Genomic DNA, 14956 nt, shown 5'->3' on the forward strand with positions numbered 1-14956 from the left:
ATCCTGCCCGGGGAAGTCAAATGATCGAAGCTGCAATGATCTGGAACGAGCCGAACAACAAATCGCACTGGGATCCTGAGATCGATCCCGAATGGAGCCTGTTTGCGCAAATGGCAATCCTGGCGGCCGATGCCATCGCAGCCAAGAATCCGGAACTGACGAAGGTGCTCGGCGGAATATCCCCAATCGACCCTTTCTTCATCAGCCGCATGAAGAATTACGGCGTGCTCGATCACCTCGATGCCGTCGCGCTGCATGGTTTCCCGCTCGACTGGAACCTCTGGCAGATTCATGACTGGCCGGAGAAAATCAACGAAATACGCGCCGTCACCGATCTGCCGATCTGGGTCAGCGAAGTGGGCGTTTCGACCTTCGGCGCGGAGGAAGTGCAGTTGTGGGGCCTGCAAAGAACTGCCGAGTTGCTCAAGGGCAAAGTCGAGCGCTGCCAATGGTACAGCCTCTACGACCTCCCTCGATCATGGGAGGCAACAACGCGTCATCGCGAAGCCGAAGGCTCCTCCTACTATCGGCACTACTATATGGGCATTCTACGCGAAGACGGAACGCCCAAACCGGCGCTTGACGAATTTGCCAAACACACGCCGGATTTCGGACTGGTCCAATGGTTCCACTTCGAAGACCCGCGGCTGGATGAGGCTGCTGCCTGGATGAGACGGCTGGGCGTGAAATCTGTGCGCACCGGACTTTCCTGGGCGGACCGATTCCGGCCCAATGCCCTCGAGTGGTTCGACCGACAGATGCAAGCCCTCGAAGATTTCGACGTAACGGTGACATTCTGCTTCACGCCGGAGCATAGAGGTATTGCGCCCCACCATACCAGTCCGCCCCTGGTGCCTGAAGAATTCGCCGGCTTCTGCGAGGAGATGGTCGAACGTTACGCCCCGCGCAGGGATAGCGGATATGCGTCACGCGTTGCCAAGTCGGCTGCCCAACTGCTGGAGCTTGAATCACGTGCGTCCCTCGGAGCCGGCTAAACCAAGGCTCTGGGCTATCCTGCCGATCGGCCCCCGGGAATGAGCGACTCCCTGATAGCATGCCAAGGCAGCACGAGCCCACAGAATGTAAAGTCTGGGGCTGTGCAATAAAACCGCGATCGCAAAGACGCGATGGCTCCAAAAGCTGATCCAATAGCGCATGATGTAGACCGCCATGCGCTGCAGAGACAGGCCATGGCTGCCGGCACGGACGCGTTTGCGCGGGCGCATACCCATACGCGGCCAGCTCAACCGGAATGCGAGGCCCTCGCGACGCTGACGGAACCCGGCGGCCTGAGTGGCTATAACAAAGTCGGAATCGACAGAAGACAGTGCGATCCTCTTCTCAGCGATGCCCGCATGAATCGCATCCAGAAGTGCATTTGAGCGGACGATCACCACGTTCGTTCCTCTTCCATCAGAGGAGTAGGGCTCCTTCCAGGCATCCCCGAAAGCGATATCGGCCGTTTCTGCAACGACGTCGTCGCAGAAATTGCAGGCGGAATTCTGGAAAAAGCCCGCACCCCAGTCCCCATCGACCAGATGCCACCAGTCTTGGGCGCACGTCTCTCCGTTTTCGAGTGTCAGCTGAGCCCGATACCAATTCGCAGGCCGATCCTGGGTTTTCTTCCTGTAGTCGAGCCGTTTAACCTTCCTGATGTCCTGCCCCATCTGCCATGCGAAGCTCTCGGCCATGCGCGCGCTTTTCATGTGGCCGCAAAACAGCCCAAGCGTGAAGGCAATTCGCTCTTTCAATACCGGGTCACCGGCACAGGCCAGTCGCACCGCCTTGATGAAACAGGGAATGCCAACCACGGCATACCGGCCCGGCGCCTCACGAATGGAATGAAGCACGCCGGAAAGCTCGACAGGATAATATCGAGATTTGGCGCCTGCCTGAAGTTCCTGCAGATTGCGCGACAGCGAATAATGAAACAGGCGTCCTTCCGATTGCGGATCATCGCTCTCCTTGACGTGAGCAACACAGTCGACAAGGCCCAGACGCAGCAGTTCCGCCGCCATCCAGGTGACCATGCCGCCGGAGCTGCCGTTCGAACGATATTCCCCTTCCTCGACATGGCCGACAAAAGCGGCCTCGAAACGCCCCAGTAGAGGGTCTCGATTTTTCGCACCGGCAAAATATTCGGCCGCCAATTCGTCCTCGTCCTGGGCCACCGGCGAAAACGGGCAAATTCGCGCAAATTCTTCATCACCGCCCTGCAACCACGTCTTCGGGCCTGCCGGTTTCATTTGCCCGTACCGGTCGAGAGCCATGTGCACATCAGGTCGCGCTGACCTGGCGACACAGGAGCCGCAGCCGATGCAGAAGCCGGAGCCTGCAATATCCTTGGGAGCGATGCCCGGCGCGAGCCGATTCTTCTGATCGGAGCTATTGCAAGGCATGGCTGAGATAGGCGTTGGATCTATCGCGCAGCGAAGATATTCGCTGCGAAATGCCCGTAGGAAGTGGGTTACCGAGGATAACATCCAGATGCGACGGGGTCTTATCCGCAGTCAGAACATGATGTTCAGCTCGGACGAGCCGCGTTAGATCGCGAATCTTGTTGGAGCGATAATCGGAGAGGACACATGCAAACGGCTTCTCGTTGACAAGCGAGAACACGCATCCATGAAAGAAATTCGTCACGACAGCCTTTGCTTCGGAAATGAAGCTGGCGAAGTCCTCCGGGCTGGCATCAATCCATTGCTTGTCGGCCCAATCGTTCCGATAGCCGATGCTGACAAGCGGATAGTCCCGGTCTCCTGCCCACCGGCGCACTGCATTCTGAAACCACGTGGGAAAACTGTGCCCGTAGACGGCTATATAGGTTGCCGCCTCCCCGTCATCCCTGCTCGCGTTCATCGTCTGTGGAAATTGCAGGCACGGGTCGAGAACGAGTTCGGGCTCCAATCCCAATGTTTCGTGGATGATCCGCTCCGAATGGAGGTCCCGCACCGAAATATGAGAAAACTTTCGCAGCTTTTCCGCCCACCCCTCCAGTCGCTCCGACAATGTCAAACTTCCAAACGTCGCGGCATAGGAGACAAGCCGCCTGCATCGCAGGCCTTCGCCGTAAAAAAGCGGATACCCGCCATACCAGGGATGGCGAAGGTTCCACACCTCGTCGCTGCCGACGACAATGAGCGGATAGTCGTCCATCGCGGCCGGGTTTTCCAAGGGAAAAGGCGATGAAAGAGGTAAGCTGGCAAACGAGTGAAAGAATTTCCGGATCTTCGCTTTGTAGAGCGGGTAGTCTTCCCTTGGCGTTGCGGCAGGAAGCAGCGGTTGCAGCGCGCATTGCCATTCCGCGCGGTTCACGCGATCGGACATGTGTTCCAGGAGAACGGCTTCTACTCCCATGGACGCGAGGCCTTCGGCCAGACAGCGTGCCTGCCAATAGGAGCCATAATTTATGCAGCGATGAAAGGTAAGAATTCCGGCCTTAGACATCTGATCCCTGAAGCAGATCGAATAGATCCCACTAACCGACCAGCTCCAGTTCCGTTCCCAACAAACCGAAGCTCGCCTCCTGGTCCGGGAGCAGCTTTCTTCAGCATGTCGCAATGAATCAAATAACCCCCGGCTCAGCCAGGGGTTATCAGCAGTCGGGAGGCTGGAGCTTTTACCCCGACCTCCCGTTTAAGCTAGCGAAACAGCTTAGTTGACCGACTTGTCGACCAGCTTGTTCTTGCCGATCCAGGGCATCATGCCGCGCAGCTTGGCGCCGACTTCCTCGATCTGATGGCTGTCGTTGTTGCGGCGGATGCCCTTGAAGCGGGCCGCACCCGAGCGGTATTCCTGCATCCATTCGGAGGTGAACTTGCCGGTCTGGATGTCCTTGAGGACGCGCTTCATCTCGGCCTTGGTCTCTTCGGTGATGATGCGCGGGCCCGTGACGTATTCGCCCCACTCGGCCGTATTGGAGATCGAGTAGTTCATGTTGGCGATGCCGCCTTCATAGATCAGGTCGACGATCAGCTTCACTTCGTGCAGGCACTCGAAATAGGCCATTTCGGGCGCATAGCCAGCTTCGGTGAGCGTTTCGAAACCGGCGCGAATGAGCTCGACGAGACCGCCGCAGAGAACGACCTGTTCGCCGAAGAGATCGGTTTCGCACTCTTCGCGGAAGTTGGTTTCGATGATGCCCGAACGGCCGCCGCCAACGCCGCAGGCGTAGGAGAGAGCGAGCTCAAGCGCATTGCCGGAAGCGTTCTGGTGAACGGCAACGAGGCAGGGAACGCCGCCGCCCTTCTGGTATTCGCCGCGAACCGTGTGGCCCGGGCCCTTCGGAGCGATCATGACGACGTCGACCGAAGCCTTCGGCTCGATCAGGCCGAAATGCACGTTGAGGCCGTGTGCGAAGGCGATCGCAGCACCGTCGCGGATGTTCGGCGCGATATCGGCCTTGTAGATGTCGGCCTGCAGCTCGTCCGGCGTCGCCATCATCATCAGGTCGGCCCAGCCGGCGGCTTCAGCAACCGTCATGACCTTGAAGCCGTCGGCTTCGGCCTTCTTGACGGTGGGCGAACCGGCCTTCAGCGCGATGACGAGGTTCTGGGCGCCGCTGTCCTTCAGGTTCAACGCATGGGCGCGGCCCTGCGAGCCGTAGCCGATGACGGCGACCTTCTTGGCCTTGATGAGGTTGAGATCGGCATCACGATCGTAATAGACGCGCATTTGAAGTTCCTTCCCTTGTGCTTGTCCTGTTGACTGTCATTAAGGCGAAATCAGCCGAGAACCGGCATCTCCGCCAGAACCTTCTCCGTGCCGTAAAGCCGGAGGAAGGCGGTCACCGCCCTCTCCGCCTGGCGCGCGGTATCCTTGAGGCCCGGTTCGCCGAGCAACATGCGTACATGCAGGTCGGACACAACAAGGCCGTAAAGCGTGTGATAGGCTTCGTCGGCATCGGAAAAACGCAGCAGACCTGCCCGCTTGCCGGCATCGATCAGCGCCATGGCGCGCCGGTCGATCTGGCGGCGCCCGCGTTCGAGCAGCAGTTTGCCGAGCTTCGAGCCGTCGCGGTTCGCCTCCGTCTTGTTGATTTGGCCGATCGCCAGTCGGTTCAGCGCCAGCGAGACGTCGCCCGCGAGCACCTCCAGCAGGTCACGCGCGAAAATGACCACATGGTCGTGCAGGCTCGCCGCCGTCAGCCTTTCGCCGTTGCGCTCGAAAGTGCGCACCTTGCTCGCCTGATAGGCGATCATTGCCGAGAGCAGCCCGTCGCGGTCGCCGAACCACTTGTAGAGGCTTTCCTTCGAGCAATTGGCAGCGCGCGCAACACCCGAGGTCGTCAGCGCTTTCTCGCCGCCATCAACGAGCAGCCGCAGCGCCTGCTCCAGAACGGCGTTCTGGCGCGGCGAAAATTCGCTCGGCTCTGCGGTATCGACGGACACGGTCATGGCTCCCACATACGTACCGTACGGTACGGTTCGCGGACTTTATGCGGCAATCCGATCGGGCCGTCAAGCAGGCCCGGCAGATTTTTATACGGGAAAGGCCGGTGCCGCACCAGAATTGGATAGGCGGACGCCGGATTGAGATTGCAGAATGCTGCAGAATGTCATTTGCCGGGAGCCTTCCATGTCGCGTCTATCTGCTGCCCTTCTCTTAGCCGGAGTGATGCTCCTGGCAACGACGCCCTTCACCGGCCGCGCCGCCGCACAGTCGGAGAATGAGGTCTATAACCGCATCGAGGAATTGCACGGCAATGCTGCCGGCTTCGACCGGCCGCTGCGCCAGCTTGTTCTGGCCATGCGCTCCGGCGACGCCGAGACCATCGCCGGCCTTGCCGAATATCCGCTGAGCGTTAAGGCAGATGGCGAAACCTATGATGTCGAAAACGCCGAGGATTTCATCGAGAATTTCGACGATCTGGTGACTCCGGAGACCCGCAGCGCAGTCGGGCGCCAGCAATATGAGGATCTCTTCGTCAACAGCGAAGGAGTCATGCTCGCAAATGGCGCCGTCTGGATGGGTGCAGTCTGCGACGACAACGCTTGCGAGGAAAGCCATTGGGCGATCATCGCCATCAATAATTAGCCCGCGACATTTGTCTCGATGTCAGCCGTCGCTGCGAAGCTTGCGCACCAACGTCTGAAGCTCCTTGAACGCTTCGTAACGCTTGCGGTGGAGATCTGAAATCTCGCCCTCTGACGGCTGAAAACGCTTTTCCACCCTGGTGAGCTCGCTCATTGCCTCGCCAACATCGGCAAATTGCCGGCCGGCGACAGCGCCGAGAATGGCCGCTCCCAGCAATACCGGCTCCTCGGCCTTCGTCGCCACTACCGGCTTGCCGCTCGCATCGGCGAGCAGCTGGCGGACGAAATCGTGCTGGCCGGCCCCGCCGCTGATGACGATGTTCTCGACGGTCACGCCCGCCTCGGCCTGCGTTTCGATGATCTGCCTGAGGCCGTAGCCGATGCCGCAAAGCCCCGCGATGTAGAGCGCAACCAGGTTGTCGATATCCCGCTCCATGCCGAGACCGGCAATGACCGCGCGGGCATGCGGATCGGCGAAGGGCGCACGGTTGCCGAGGAATTCGGGAACGACGTGCAGCCCAGCCACCAGCTTGACCGCGTCGGAAGACCGGCCCGCCTTGGCGGTAGCCATGTCGGCAAGCAGGACCGGCAGCGCAACGCCGGCGCTCTTGGCGAGCTCCTTCGCCTTTCCGGCCGCCGGATGAAAGGAGAGAAGGTGGTCGATCGCCGCGCCGGCGGCACTCTGGCCGCCCTCGTTCAACCAGAGACCCGGCACCATCGCCGAATAGTAAGGTCCCCAGACACCGGGCACAAAAGACGGTTCTGCCGTCGATGTCATCGTGCAGGAAGAAGTCCCGAAAACATAGGCAAGATTGGCTTGCGGATCGGTGCCAACGGTTCCGACACCGCCGGCATGGGCATCGATCAGCCCGGCTGCCACGGCCGTTCCCGGGCCCAGGCCGAGTTCCTCCGCCGCAGCCACGGTCAGCCCCTCGCCAAGCGCGGAGCCGGGCTCGACAATGATTTTGCCGATGCGGGCAAACCCTTCCCGGGCCAGCGTGCCGAGACCGATCTGATGGAAATAACCGCTGTCCCACCGCTTTTCATGAGCGAGATAGGTCCATTTGCAGGTGACCGTGCAGGTCGAGCGCGACAGATCGCCGGTCGCCCGCCAGGTGAGGAAATCCGCAAGATCGAAGAATTGCCAAGCGGCATCGAAAACCTGGGGGCGGTTTTCTTTCAGCCAGAGAAGCTTGGGGGTTTCCATTTCGGGCGAAATACGACCACCGACATAACGCAGCACATCATGCCCAAACGCATTGATGCGCTCCGCCTGTGGGACGGCGCGGTGGTCCATCCACACGATAACATCGCGTTCCGGATCTTCCGAAGGCCCGACGGGAAGCGACTTGCCGCCTTCGCCAAGGACCACGAGCGAGCAAGTGGCGTCGAATCCCAGCCCGACTACGGAAGCCGCATCGATGCCGGCTGCGGCAACCGCCTCTCGCACGGCGGCGCAAACGGCGCTCCAGATTTCGCTGCTCGATTGTTCGACGATGGAACCGGCTTCGTGAAACAGGCTGATATTCCGCTTGGCGGAGGCAAGCATGCTGCCGGCCATATCGAACAGGCCGGCCCGGGCGCTGCCGGTGCCCACATCGACGCCGATGACATATTTGGCGCCGGCTTCTGCGGTATGAGATGTGTCGGTCATGGTCTCTCGTTTCGGATCGCCAGGGATCGGGTTGATTAGCAGCTGCGGTCGAATTCAAAGTCTGTTGCCTGGAAAGATCCCCGCCTCCAGGGACGCTGACATTACGCGGTCACGGCAACATGGCAAGGAGGCTGGGCGCTGAACGCGCCCTCCGCCCGGCGCGCCATCACAGCCTCCCTCCGACATTTTCCAGAATGGCGGTGAGCTCCCCCGCGCCTGTCGCAACGGCCGCAGCTCCGGCGGCATCGAGCACGGCGCGGCGACCGGGCCTCGGGTCGGCCGGATCGACGAATCCGATGGCCGTCATGCCTGCGGCGATTGCCGCCGCCACACCATGAACGCTGTCGTCGATCATGACGCAGTTGGCCGGCCGGGCCCGAAAGCGCTCGGCGCAATGCAGAAGCAGATCGGGGGCCGGCTTCGGCCGAGAGACGAATTCGGCGCTGAAGACGTCTTCGCCGAAGGCGCTCCAGAGATCGAGTTTGCCCAGGCTGTTGCGTAGCCGCCGCATCGTGCTGTTCGACGCGACGCATTTCGGACGGTCGAGACTGTTGACGACCTCGGCAATGCCGGCAATGGGCGTCAGCGAGCGCGCGAATTCCTCGAAGAGATGAAGATGCCATTTCTCGAACAGCGCGGCGACGTCGATGATCTCGTATTCGCGCCGGCACATCTCGGCGATGATGCTTTCCGAATTGCCGGTGAATTTGACATGCGCCTCCGCCGCGCTGATCGCGATGCCGGCGCCTTGCAGCGTTTCCGCCAGCGTACGGCTGGCGATCGGCTCGCTGTCGATCAGCACGCCGTCGCAATCGAAGATCACGAGGTCGATGCTGTCCATGACGCCTCGGGTACCGGGATAATCGATGCGGTCATCGAGCACGCCTCACCTCCGCGCCTGCAGGGCGAGATCCGGCCGGTCCGTGGTGATCTGCCGGATCGGTTTGGCAAGCCAGTATTCGAGATCGCTCATCTCGTTCGGAACCCAGGCGCCGAGCCGGTCGAGCGGCACGAGCTTGGTGATCTCGTCCCACTTCGCCTGAAGCAGCGACTTCTCGACGGCGATGATATCCGAGTATTGCTTCATCAGGCTGAGGCCGCTCGCAAGGCCGAGACGCTCGGCCGACTTGGCGTCAAAGGACGACAGGGTGCGAATGCCGGGCGCGGCTTTGCGGATATCGGCAAGCACCTCGGGATGAAAGCTCGTCAGGATCGAGCGCTCCGTCAGACCAAACCGCTCGACGGCGGCGAATGCCTTGGCGGCCAGCCCCTCGTAGGGCGTGCCATCGGCATGCGTCTTCAGTTCGATATGAAGCTCGAGCGGCGTGTTCTTGAAGACGGCAAGCACATCTTCCAAGGTGGGGATCACCTCCCCGTCGCTATCCTTGAGGCTGACTTCGCGATGTTTTACCGGGCCGAGGTCGGCGACCGGCCCGCGCGCATCCGTCGTGCGTTCGAGCGTCGGATCGTGAATGACGAGCATTTCGCCCGAGCGCGTCAGGTGGATGTCGAACTCCACGCCATCGACCGGCATTTGCGCAAGGTTGCGGAAGCCCGAAAGACTGTTTTCAGGCCAGAGATTGCGGCCACCGCGGTGGCCGATGATATGCACCATCGTCTGAATATCCTTGAGATTTGCGTATTACTTTCCGGAGTCCACCAGCCCCTTGGTGAACCAGCGTTGCATGAAGAGAATGACGGCCGCGGGCGGCAGCATGACGAGCAGCGCAGCGCTCATCGCAATGTTCCAGGCAGGTGCCGAGTCCGAGACTGGAACGAGTTGCTTCAGCCCCAGGACCGCCGTTCCCATCTCCTTGTCGGTGGTGAAGAGCAGCGGCCACAAATATTGATTCCAGCCATAGAGAAACAGGATGATCGAGAGCGCCGCGATATTGGCGCTCGACAGCGGCAGCAGGATATCCTTGAAGAACTTCAAGGGGCCGGCGCCGTCGAGCTTGGCCGCCTCGCAAAGCTCGTCGGGAACGGTGAGGAAGAACTGCCGGAACAGGAAGGTTGCCGAGGCAGAGGCGATCAGCGGCAGGATCAGGCCGGCATAGCTGTTGACCATGTTCCATTTCAACGAGGCTTCGATGCTGTAGCCCGTCAGCCCTTCGACGACGCCGAAAAGGCCGATGATGCCGGCGAGCCAACGGACCGGCCCGGCGGCATCGGCGACCGCCTCATAGGTTGGGATGATGCGGACTTCGACCGGAAGCATCAGCGACACGAAGATCAGCCAGAACGCCGTCATCCGGAACGGGAAGCGGAAATAGGTGACGCCGAATGCGGCGATCAGCGAGATCGCCAACTTGCCGACGACGATGCCGGCGGTGACGATGATCGAATTCAGGAACAGCTGCGAGAACTCGCCCTGCTGCCAGGCGGCGGCTAGGTTTTCGAAGAAATGCGAGCCGGGCAAAACCGGAAACGGCGCCTGCTGCACCTCCTGCAAGGTGAGCGAGCCGGCGACGAAGGCGAAATAGAGCGGCAGGCAGACGAAGACCGCGCCGATCAGCAATATGGCGTGGCAGAAGATCGAAAGGCCGAGATGGCGTTCGGGCATGGCTACACCTGGTAATTGACCTTGCGCTCGAGCGCGCGGAATTGAACGATGGTGAAGAGGATGGCGATCAGCATCAAAAGCACCGATTGCGCGGCTGACGAGCCGAGGTCGAGCTGCACGAAACCATCCTGATAGACCTTGTAGACCAGGCTGTTCGTCGCCCCCGCCGGGCCGCCGCGGGTGACCGCGTCGATGATGCCGAAGGTTTCGAACAGGCCGTAGACGAAGTTCATCACCACGAGGAAGAAGATCGTCGGCGAGATCAGGGGAAGCGAAATGGTGAAGAAGCGCCGCACCGGTCTTGCGCCATCGAGCTTTGCCGCCTCCAGCAGCGAGGCAGGCACGGCCAGCAAGGCGGCGACGAGGAAGATGTAGTCGTAGCAGACATTCTTCCAGACCGAAGCGATCGTCACCAGAAGCTGCGCATCGAAAGGCCGCCGGTTCGGGTCCCATTCGAAGCCGAACCCATGCAGAAGCTGCGCGACCGGCCCCACCGCCGGATTGAACAGGAAGGCCCAGATGACGCCCGAGATTACAGGCGCGATCGCATAGGGAAGCAGGATGATGCTCTTGTAGATCCCCCTGCCCCTGATCACGAAATCGGTCGCGAAGGCAAAGAGACCGGCAAGCAGAAGCGTTGCGGCGTTCTGGGCAACGGTGAACCAGAGCGTGAACAGCGCGCTGCCGCGATATTCCGGGCTGGCGAAGAGATTGTAGAAATTCGTGAGCCCGACGAAAATCTGCGTGCCGCCGAAGGGATCGACCTGAACGAAGGCCAGCGATAGCGCCTTGTAGGACGGTATGAAAAAGAAGAACAGGAGGATCAGCAGTTGCGGCGCAACCAGGCCGAAGGCGAGCCACGGCTTGTTGAAGTGGGCGGACTTCAATCCGGCCTCCGACGGCTGCGCGACCGAGCGGCCCGTCGACAGAAGATCCGGGATGCGAAGGCGCCGGGCGGCGCCTTCCATCTTTCCCAAGGTTCTACTTTGCTGCATGAAGCTGCTCATACTGGCGAAGGATCTGGTTTCCGCGGGCCGCCGCGGCATCCAGCGCCTGCTGTGGTGTCTTCTGGCCGGTCCAGACACCCTGGATCTCTTCGACCAGAAGCGCCATCGCCTGATTGTGATTGCCGAAGCGGAAGCCGCGCGAGTTGTCGGTTGGGGTACCGCGTGTGAGCTGGAGAATGGCGATCTCGCGGGTCGGGTGGTCCTTGAAATAGCCCTCGGACTTGGCCTGCTCATAGGCGGCGTTGGTCACCGGCACATAGCCGGTCTGCTTGCTCCACCAGACCTGCGTCTTCGGTGAGGCAAGGAAGTTCAGGAAGGCGGCAGCACCGGCATATTCTTCCTCCGACTTGCCTTTCAGGACCCAAAGCGCGCCGCCGCCGATGGTGCTGTTCTTCGGCTCGATGCCTTCCTCATGCGGCAGGAAGGTCGCGCTCCAATTGAATTTCGCGCCGCTCTCGACGGCGGCATGCGCCGCGGTGGAGGCCACATAGGTCGAGCAGGTTCCGGAGGTGAACAGCTGGTCTGGCGAGAGCCCCTGCCCGGCGATCTGCAGGATGCCGGCGTCCATCCAAGTCTTCAAGCGCGTCACCTGACCGACCACCAACGGGCTCTTGTTGAAGATGAATTCGGTGTCGAGGCCGCCGAAGCCATTCGCCTTGGTGCCATAAGGCTGGTCCTGGATCGCAGCATAGTTCTCGATCAGGCTCCAGTAGAAGTCGTTCGCAAGCGCCATCTGGCACTTCGAAACGCCCTTCTCCTTGATGGCACGCAGCTGCTTGTCGAGCTCCTGCCAGGTCTCGCCCGGCTTGTCGAAGCCGGCTGCCTTGAAATGATCGGCATTGTACCAGAAGATCGGCGTCGAGCTGTTGAAGGGCATCGCCGCCGGCTTGCCGTCGACCAGATAGAAACCGGCGACCGGCGCGACGAAATCATTCCAGTCGATCTTGTAGCCTTCCTTCTCCATCAGCTCCGGCGCCGGAATGATCGCGCCGGAATTGTACATGGTCAGAAAGCCGCGCTCGGCCGCCTGGATCAGCACGGGCTGCTGATGGACGCGATAGGCGGCCACCATTGCCGCCATGGTCTCTTCATAATTGCCTTTGCCGATGCCGACGACCTCGTATTTGTCCTGCGAGGCGTTGAAGTCCTTAATCAGCTGGTTGGTGATCTCGGCCAGGCGACCGCCTGCCGCGTTCCACCATTCGATCTTGACACGATCGGCGGCGCTGGCGTGGCTTGCATTTGCCAATCCAAGCGTCACCAGGGCAGCGCCCGCCGCGAATGACCGGATCGTCCGCCCGATACGGGACCCTATCGAAGACATTGCCGTCATTTCGTTTTCCTCTCCATTGCCTTTGTTCGCCGACCGGTGCGTCGAGCGCCGGTCAACCCCTCCCAGAGTGGCGATAAAACAAGGTTGGGGTCACTTGTTACAAATGTCAATAGCATGTTACAAATGTATGACGACCCCGGAGGAAGGATGCATGGCGGCTATCGAACTGATCGATCTGAGGAAGAATTACGGACCGGTTCCCGCGGTAAAAGGGATCAATCTGACTGTCGCGGACGGCGAAATGATCGTGCTGGTCGGGCCTTCGGGATGCGGGAAATCGACCCTGCTGCGGATGATTGCCGGCCTCGAGGCGATAAGCTCCGGGCACCTCAGGATAGCAGGAAACGACGTCGGCCATGTCGATCCGGCCGGCCGCAACATCGCCATGGTCTTCCAGAACTACGCGCTCTATCCGCATATGACCGTTCGCCAGAATCTCGAATACGGCCTCAAGAACCGCCGCGTGCCGCGCGGGGAGATCGACCGGCGGATCGCCAATGCCGCCGGCATGCTGGAGATCGGCGAGTTTCTCGACCGGCGCCCCCGCCAGCTCTCGGGCGGCCAGCGCCAGCGCGTCGCCATGGGCCGCGCCATCGTCCGCGATCCCGCCGCCTTCCTGTTCGACGAGCCCTTGTCCAATCTGGATGCGAAGCTTCGCGTGCAAATGCGTGTCGAAATTCGCAGGTTGCAGCGGCAGCTCAAGACGACCAGTCTCTATGTGACGCACGACCAGCTTGAGGCGATGACCCTCGCCGACAGGCTCGTCGTCATGAATGGCGGCCGAATCGAACAGATCGGGACACCGGTCGAGGTGTATCGCCGTCCCGAAACTGTCTTCGTTGCCGGCTTTATCGGTTCTCCGCCGATGAACCTGATCGATCTGGATGAACTCGGCCCCAGCGACCTCGCGCTTCCCAGGGACACGGATCTCGTCGGCATCAGACCTGGTGCGATCAACCTCGGCGCCGGATCGGAGCATGATCTCCGGTTCGATGCCCATGTCGAATTGATCGAAACCGTCGGCGATGAGAACAACGTGCATCTGCGCATCGACGACAGCCGAAAGCGCATCATCGCGAGCGTGCCTACCGATCGACATCTGCGGGAAAGCGATCGCATTTCGTGTCATGTACGCATGGAAGCTTTGCATCCCTTCAACAAGTCGACCGGCCGGCGAACCGACTGATCGAGGTGAAGCGGCTGACACGGCCCCCGGCGATTGACAAGCGCCGGGGATTTGAGATCCATGGCGTCGAAGCGGAGGCGCAGATTATCGCATGTCACAGAACAGAAGTGCTTCTTCCGCGCCCGTAGCGCTCCCGGACGAACAGATGCAGGTGCGCGTGGTCTGGCTCTATTACATGGAGGGACGCACCCAGGGTGAAATCGCAGAAGCACTTTCGACCAACAGGCTTCGCGTCAACAAGATCATCGCCGAGGCGCGCCGATCTGGCCTTGTGACGATCACCCTCAATTCCCGGCTGACGTCCTGTGTCGCCCTGGAGCAGCAGCTGGCGGCAGAATTCAACCTCAATCGGGCAATTATCGTACCGACGCCCGAGGATGCGCAACTGATCCCGGTCCTGCTCGGCCAGGCGGCCGCCGATTATCTCGTCCAGCTGCTGAACGGCGGCAATATCCGCGGCGTCGGCGTCGGGTGGGGAGCGACGCTGCGCGAGATGGTGCGTCATATGCCTTCCCTCAGACGGCCTGATATCTGCGTCAATTCGGTCATGGGCGGGCTGACGCACGGCATCGAAATCAATACCTTTGACATTGCAAGCGATCTTGCCCGCCAGCTCAATGCCGAATGCTCCTATCTGGCTGCTCCGATCTATGCCGGCAGCCCGGAATCGCGGACGGCAATCGTCCGGCAGGATGTTTTTGAATCAGCCTTTCGACAGATCGAGACGAATGATGTCATCGTGCTCAGCATCGGCGACATGACGGAGCGTTCGCTGCTGATGCGCTACGGCTTGCCACGCAACATCAACATAGAGGAATTGCTCGCAGCCGGTGCCTGTGGTGACGTGCTCGGCCAGTTCGTCGATAAGATCGGGCGGCCGATCGACCATGCCATAAACAGGTGCGCAATCGCTCCCGAGCTGGAGGCCCTGCGCGCCATTCCCAATGTCGTCTTCGCGTCCGGCGGCCTGAACAAGGCGCAGGCGATCGCAGCCGTGCTGCTGTCCGGCCTGGGCAACGTGCTGATTTGCGACGAAGACACGGCACGACAGGCACAACAGCTTGCGCTCGAGCTCAGGACGACCGGCAGTTCGTAGAGCCGAACAGGCACGGCATCGGCAGCCTGGAGCGTAAATCCAAAAGCTTAGAGCGGTTCTGCACTTCCGTGAAACGCTGAAC

14 protein-coding genes are annotated in these 14956 nt (G+C 60.8%); 4 read left to right on the top strand and 10 right to left on the bottom strand.

Going from position 1 to position 14956, the window contains the following annotated elements; all coding sequences use genetic code 11:
- Window positions 1-20: 20 nt before the first annotated feature.
- Window positions 21-995 (top strand): hypothetical protein, encoded by a 975-nt coding sequence (locus AMK00_RS14070; RefSeq protein ID WP_064810757.1) that lies wholly within the window; start codon window positions 21-23, stop codon window positions 993-995.
- On the opposite strand, the gene AMK00_RS14075 is transcribed toward AMK00_RS14070, so the two are convergent.
- From AMK00_RS14075 to AMK00_RS14090, 4 genes are all read right to left on the bottom strand, one after another.
- The gene (locus AMK00_RS14075) at window positions 969-2270 is read right to left on the bottom strand and encodes a Coenzyme F420 hydrogenase/dehydrogenase, beta subunit C-terminal domain (RefSeq protein ID WP_064811724.1); all 1302 of its coding nucleotides are present in this window, start codon (window positions 2268-2270) and stop codon (window positions 969-971) included. The two genes, AMK00_RS14070 and AMK00_RS14075, sit on opposite strands and share 27 nt — an antisense overlap.
- Before the next feature lie 115 nt (window positions 2271-2385).
- Entirely contained in the window at window positions 2386-3447 is a 1062-nt protein-coding gene (locus AMK00_RS14080; RefSeq protein WP_064803642.1) for a polysaccharide pyruvyl transferase family protein, read from the bottom strand.
- A 207-nt stretch (window positions 3448-3654) separates the two neighbouring features.
- Entirely contained in the window at window positions 3655-4674 is a 1020-nt protein-coding gene (gene ilvC / locus AMK00_RS14085) for a ketol-acid reductoisomerase (RefSeq protein WP_004668557.1), read from the bottom strand.
- A gap of 50 nt (window positions 4675-4724) precedes the next feature.
- On the bottom strand, window positions 4725-5396 hold the full coding sequence (locus AMK00_RS14090) for a TetR/AcrR family transcriptional regulator C-terminal domain-containing protein (RefSeq protein ID WP_189637607.1): 672 nt from the start codon (window positions 5394-5396) through the stop codon (window positions 4725-4727).
- Between the two features lie 181 nt (window positions 5397-5577).
- Here AMK00_RS14090 and AMK00_RS14095 point away from each other — a divergent pair, with 181 nt between their 5' ends.
- On the top strand, window positions 5578-6036 hold the full coding sequence (locus AMK00_RS14095; protein ID WP_064811726.1) for a hypothetical protein: 459 nt from the start codon (window positions 5578-5580) through the stop codon (window positions 6034-6036).
- Window positions 6037-6057: 21 nt separating this feature from the next.
- Here the strand turns inward: AMK00_RS14095 and AMK00_RS14100 are convergent, their stop codons facing one another.
- The 6 genes from AMK00_RS14100 to AMK00_RS14125 all read right to left on the bottom strand — a co-directional run bounded on the left by AMK00_RS14100 (window position 6058) and on the right by AMK00_RS14125 (window position 12592).
- Window positions 6058-7689 carry an FGGY-family carbohydrate kinase gene (locus AMK00_RS14100; RefSeq protein WP_064810758.1) on the bottom strand — a complete coding sequence of 544 codons (1632 nt, stop codon included), beginning with the start codon at window positions 7687-7689 and terminating at the stop codon, window positions 6058-6060.
- Between the two features lie 166 nt (window positions 7690-7855).
- Window positions 7856-8572 carry an HAD-IA family hydrolase gene (locus AMK00_RS14105; RefSeq protein ID WP_064810759.1) on the bottom strand — a complete coding sequence of 239 codons (717 nt, stop codon included), beginning with the start codon at window positions 8570-8572 and terminating at the stop codon, window positions 7856-7858.
- Window positions 8573-8575: 3 nt separating this feature from the next.
- Window positions 8576-9304 carry a glycerophosphodiester phosphodiesterase family protein gene (locus AMK00_RS14110; protein ID WP_064803650.1) on the bottom strand — a complete coding sequence of 243 codons (729 nt, stop codon included), beginning with the start codon at window positions 9302-9304 and terminating at the stop codon, window positions 8576-8578.
- Between the two features lie 27 nt (window positions 9305-9331).
- The gene (locus AMK00_RS14115; RefSeq protein WP_064810760.1) at window positions 9332-10252 is read right to left on the bottom strand and encodes an ABC transporter permease subunit; all 921 of its coding nucleotides are present in this window, start codon (window positions 10250-10252) and stop codon (window positions 9332-9334) included.
- A 2-nt stretch (window positions 10253-10254) separates the two neighbouring features.
- Entirely contained in the window at window positions 10255-11220 is a 966-nt protein-coding gene (locus AMK00_RS14120; protein ID WP_064803654.1) for an ABC transporter permease subunit, read from the bottom strand.
- 13 nt (window positions 11221-11233) lie between these two features.
- Window positions 11234-12592 (bottom strand): extracellular solute-binding protein, encoded by a 1359-nt coding sequence (locus AMK00_RS14125; RefSeq protein ID WP_064810761.1) that lies wholly within the window; start codon window positions 12590-12592, stop codon window positions 11234-11236.
- A 151-nt stretch (window positions 12593-12743) separates the two neighbouring features.
- Here AMK00_RS14125 and AMK00_RS14130 point away from each other — a divergent pair, with 151 nt between their 5' ends.
- Window positions 12744-13778 carry a sn-glycerol-3-phosphate import ATP-binding protein UgpC gene (locus AMK00_RS14130; RefSeq protein WP_064810762.1) on the top strand — a complete coding sequence of 345 codons (1035 nt, stop codon included), beginning with the start codon at window positions 12744-12746 and terminating at the stop codon, window positions 13776-13778.
- A 91-nt stretch (window positions 13779-13869) separates the two neighbouring features.
- Window positions 13870-14874: a sugar-binding transcriptional regulator gene (locus tag AMK00_RS14135; protein WP_064810763.1), complete on the top strand. Its 1005-nt coding sequence runs from the start codon at window positions 13870-13872 to the stop codon at window positions 14872-14874.
- Window positions 14875-14956: the final 82 nt, after the last annotated feature.

Origin of the sequence: Rhizobium sp. N621, from assembly GCF_001664325.1 — a bacterium.
GTDB lineage: Bacteria > Pseudomonadota > Alphaproteobacteria > Rhizobiales > Rhizobiaceae > Rhizobium > Rhizobium esperanzae.

Bases quoted from the DNA above. Each gene is read 5' to 3' on its own strand.
- AMK00_RS14070 (WP_064810757.1), top strand. From the start codon at position 21: ATGATCGAAGCTGCAATGATCTGGAACGAGCCGAACAACAAATCGCAC.
- AMK00_RS14075 (WP_064811724.1), bottom strand. From the start codon at position 2,270: ATGGCTCTCGACCGGTACGGGCAAATGAAACCGGCAGGCCCGAAGACG.
- AMK00_RS14080 (WP_064803642.1), bottom strand. From the start codon at position 3,447: ATGTCTAAGGCCGGAATTCTTACCTTTCATCGCTGCATAAATTATGGC.
- ilvC (WP_004668557.1), bottom strand. From the start codon at position 4,674: ATGCGCGTCTATTACGATCGTGATGCCGATCTCAACCTCATCAAGGCC.
- AMK00_RS14090 (WP_189637607.1), bottom strand. From the start codon at position 5,396: ATGACCGTGTCCGTCGATACCGCAGAGCCGAGCGAATTTTCGCCGCGC.
- AMK00_RS14095 (WP_064811726.1), top strand. From the start codon at position 5,578: ATGTCGCGTCTATCTGCTGCCCTTCTCTTAGCCGGAGTGATGCTCCTG.
- AMK00_RS14100 (WP_064810758.1), bottom strand. From the start codon at position 7,689: ATGACCGACACATCTCATACCGCAGAAGCCGGCGCCAAATATGTCATC.
- AMK00_RS14110 (WP_064803650.1), bottom strand. From the start codon at position 9,304: ATGGTGCATATCATCGGCCACCGCGGTGGCCGCAATCTCTGGCCTGAA.
- AMK00_RS14115 (WP_064810760.1), bottom strand. From the start codon at position 10,252: ATGCCCGAACGCCATCTCGGCCTTTCGATCTTCTGCCACGCCATATTG.
- AMK00_RS14120 (WP_064803654.1), bottom strand. From the start codon at position 11,220: ATGGAAGGCGCCGCCCGGCGCCTTCGCATCCCGGATCTTCTGTCGACG.
- AMK00_RS14125 (WP_064810761.1), bottom strand. From the start codon at position 12,592: ATGACGGCAATGTCTTCGATAGGGTCCCGTATCGGGCGGACGATCCGG.
- AMK00_RS14130 (WP_064810762.1), top strand. From the start codon at position 12,744: ATGGCGGCTATCGAACTGATCGATCTGAGGAAGAATTACGGACCGGTT.
- AMK00_RS14135 (WP_064810763.1), top strand. From the start codon at position 13,870: ATGTCACAGAACAGAAGTGCTTCTTCCGCGCCCGTAGCGCTCCCGGAC.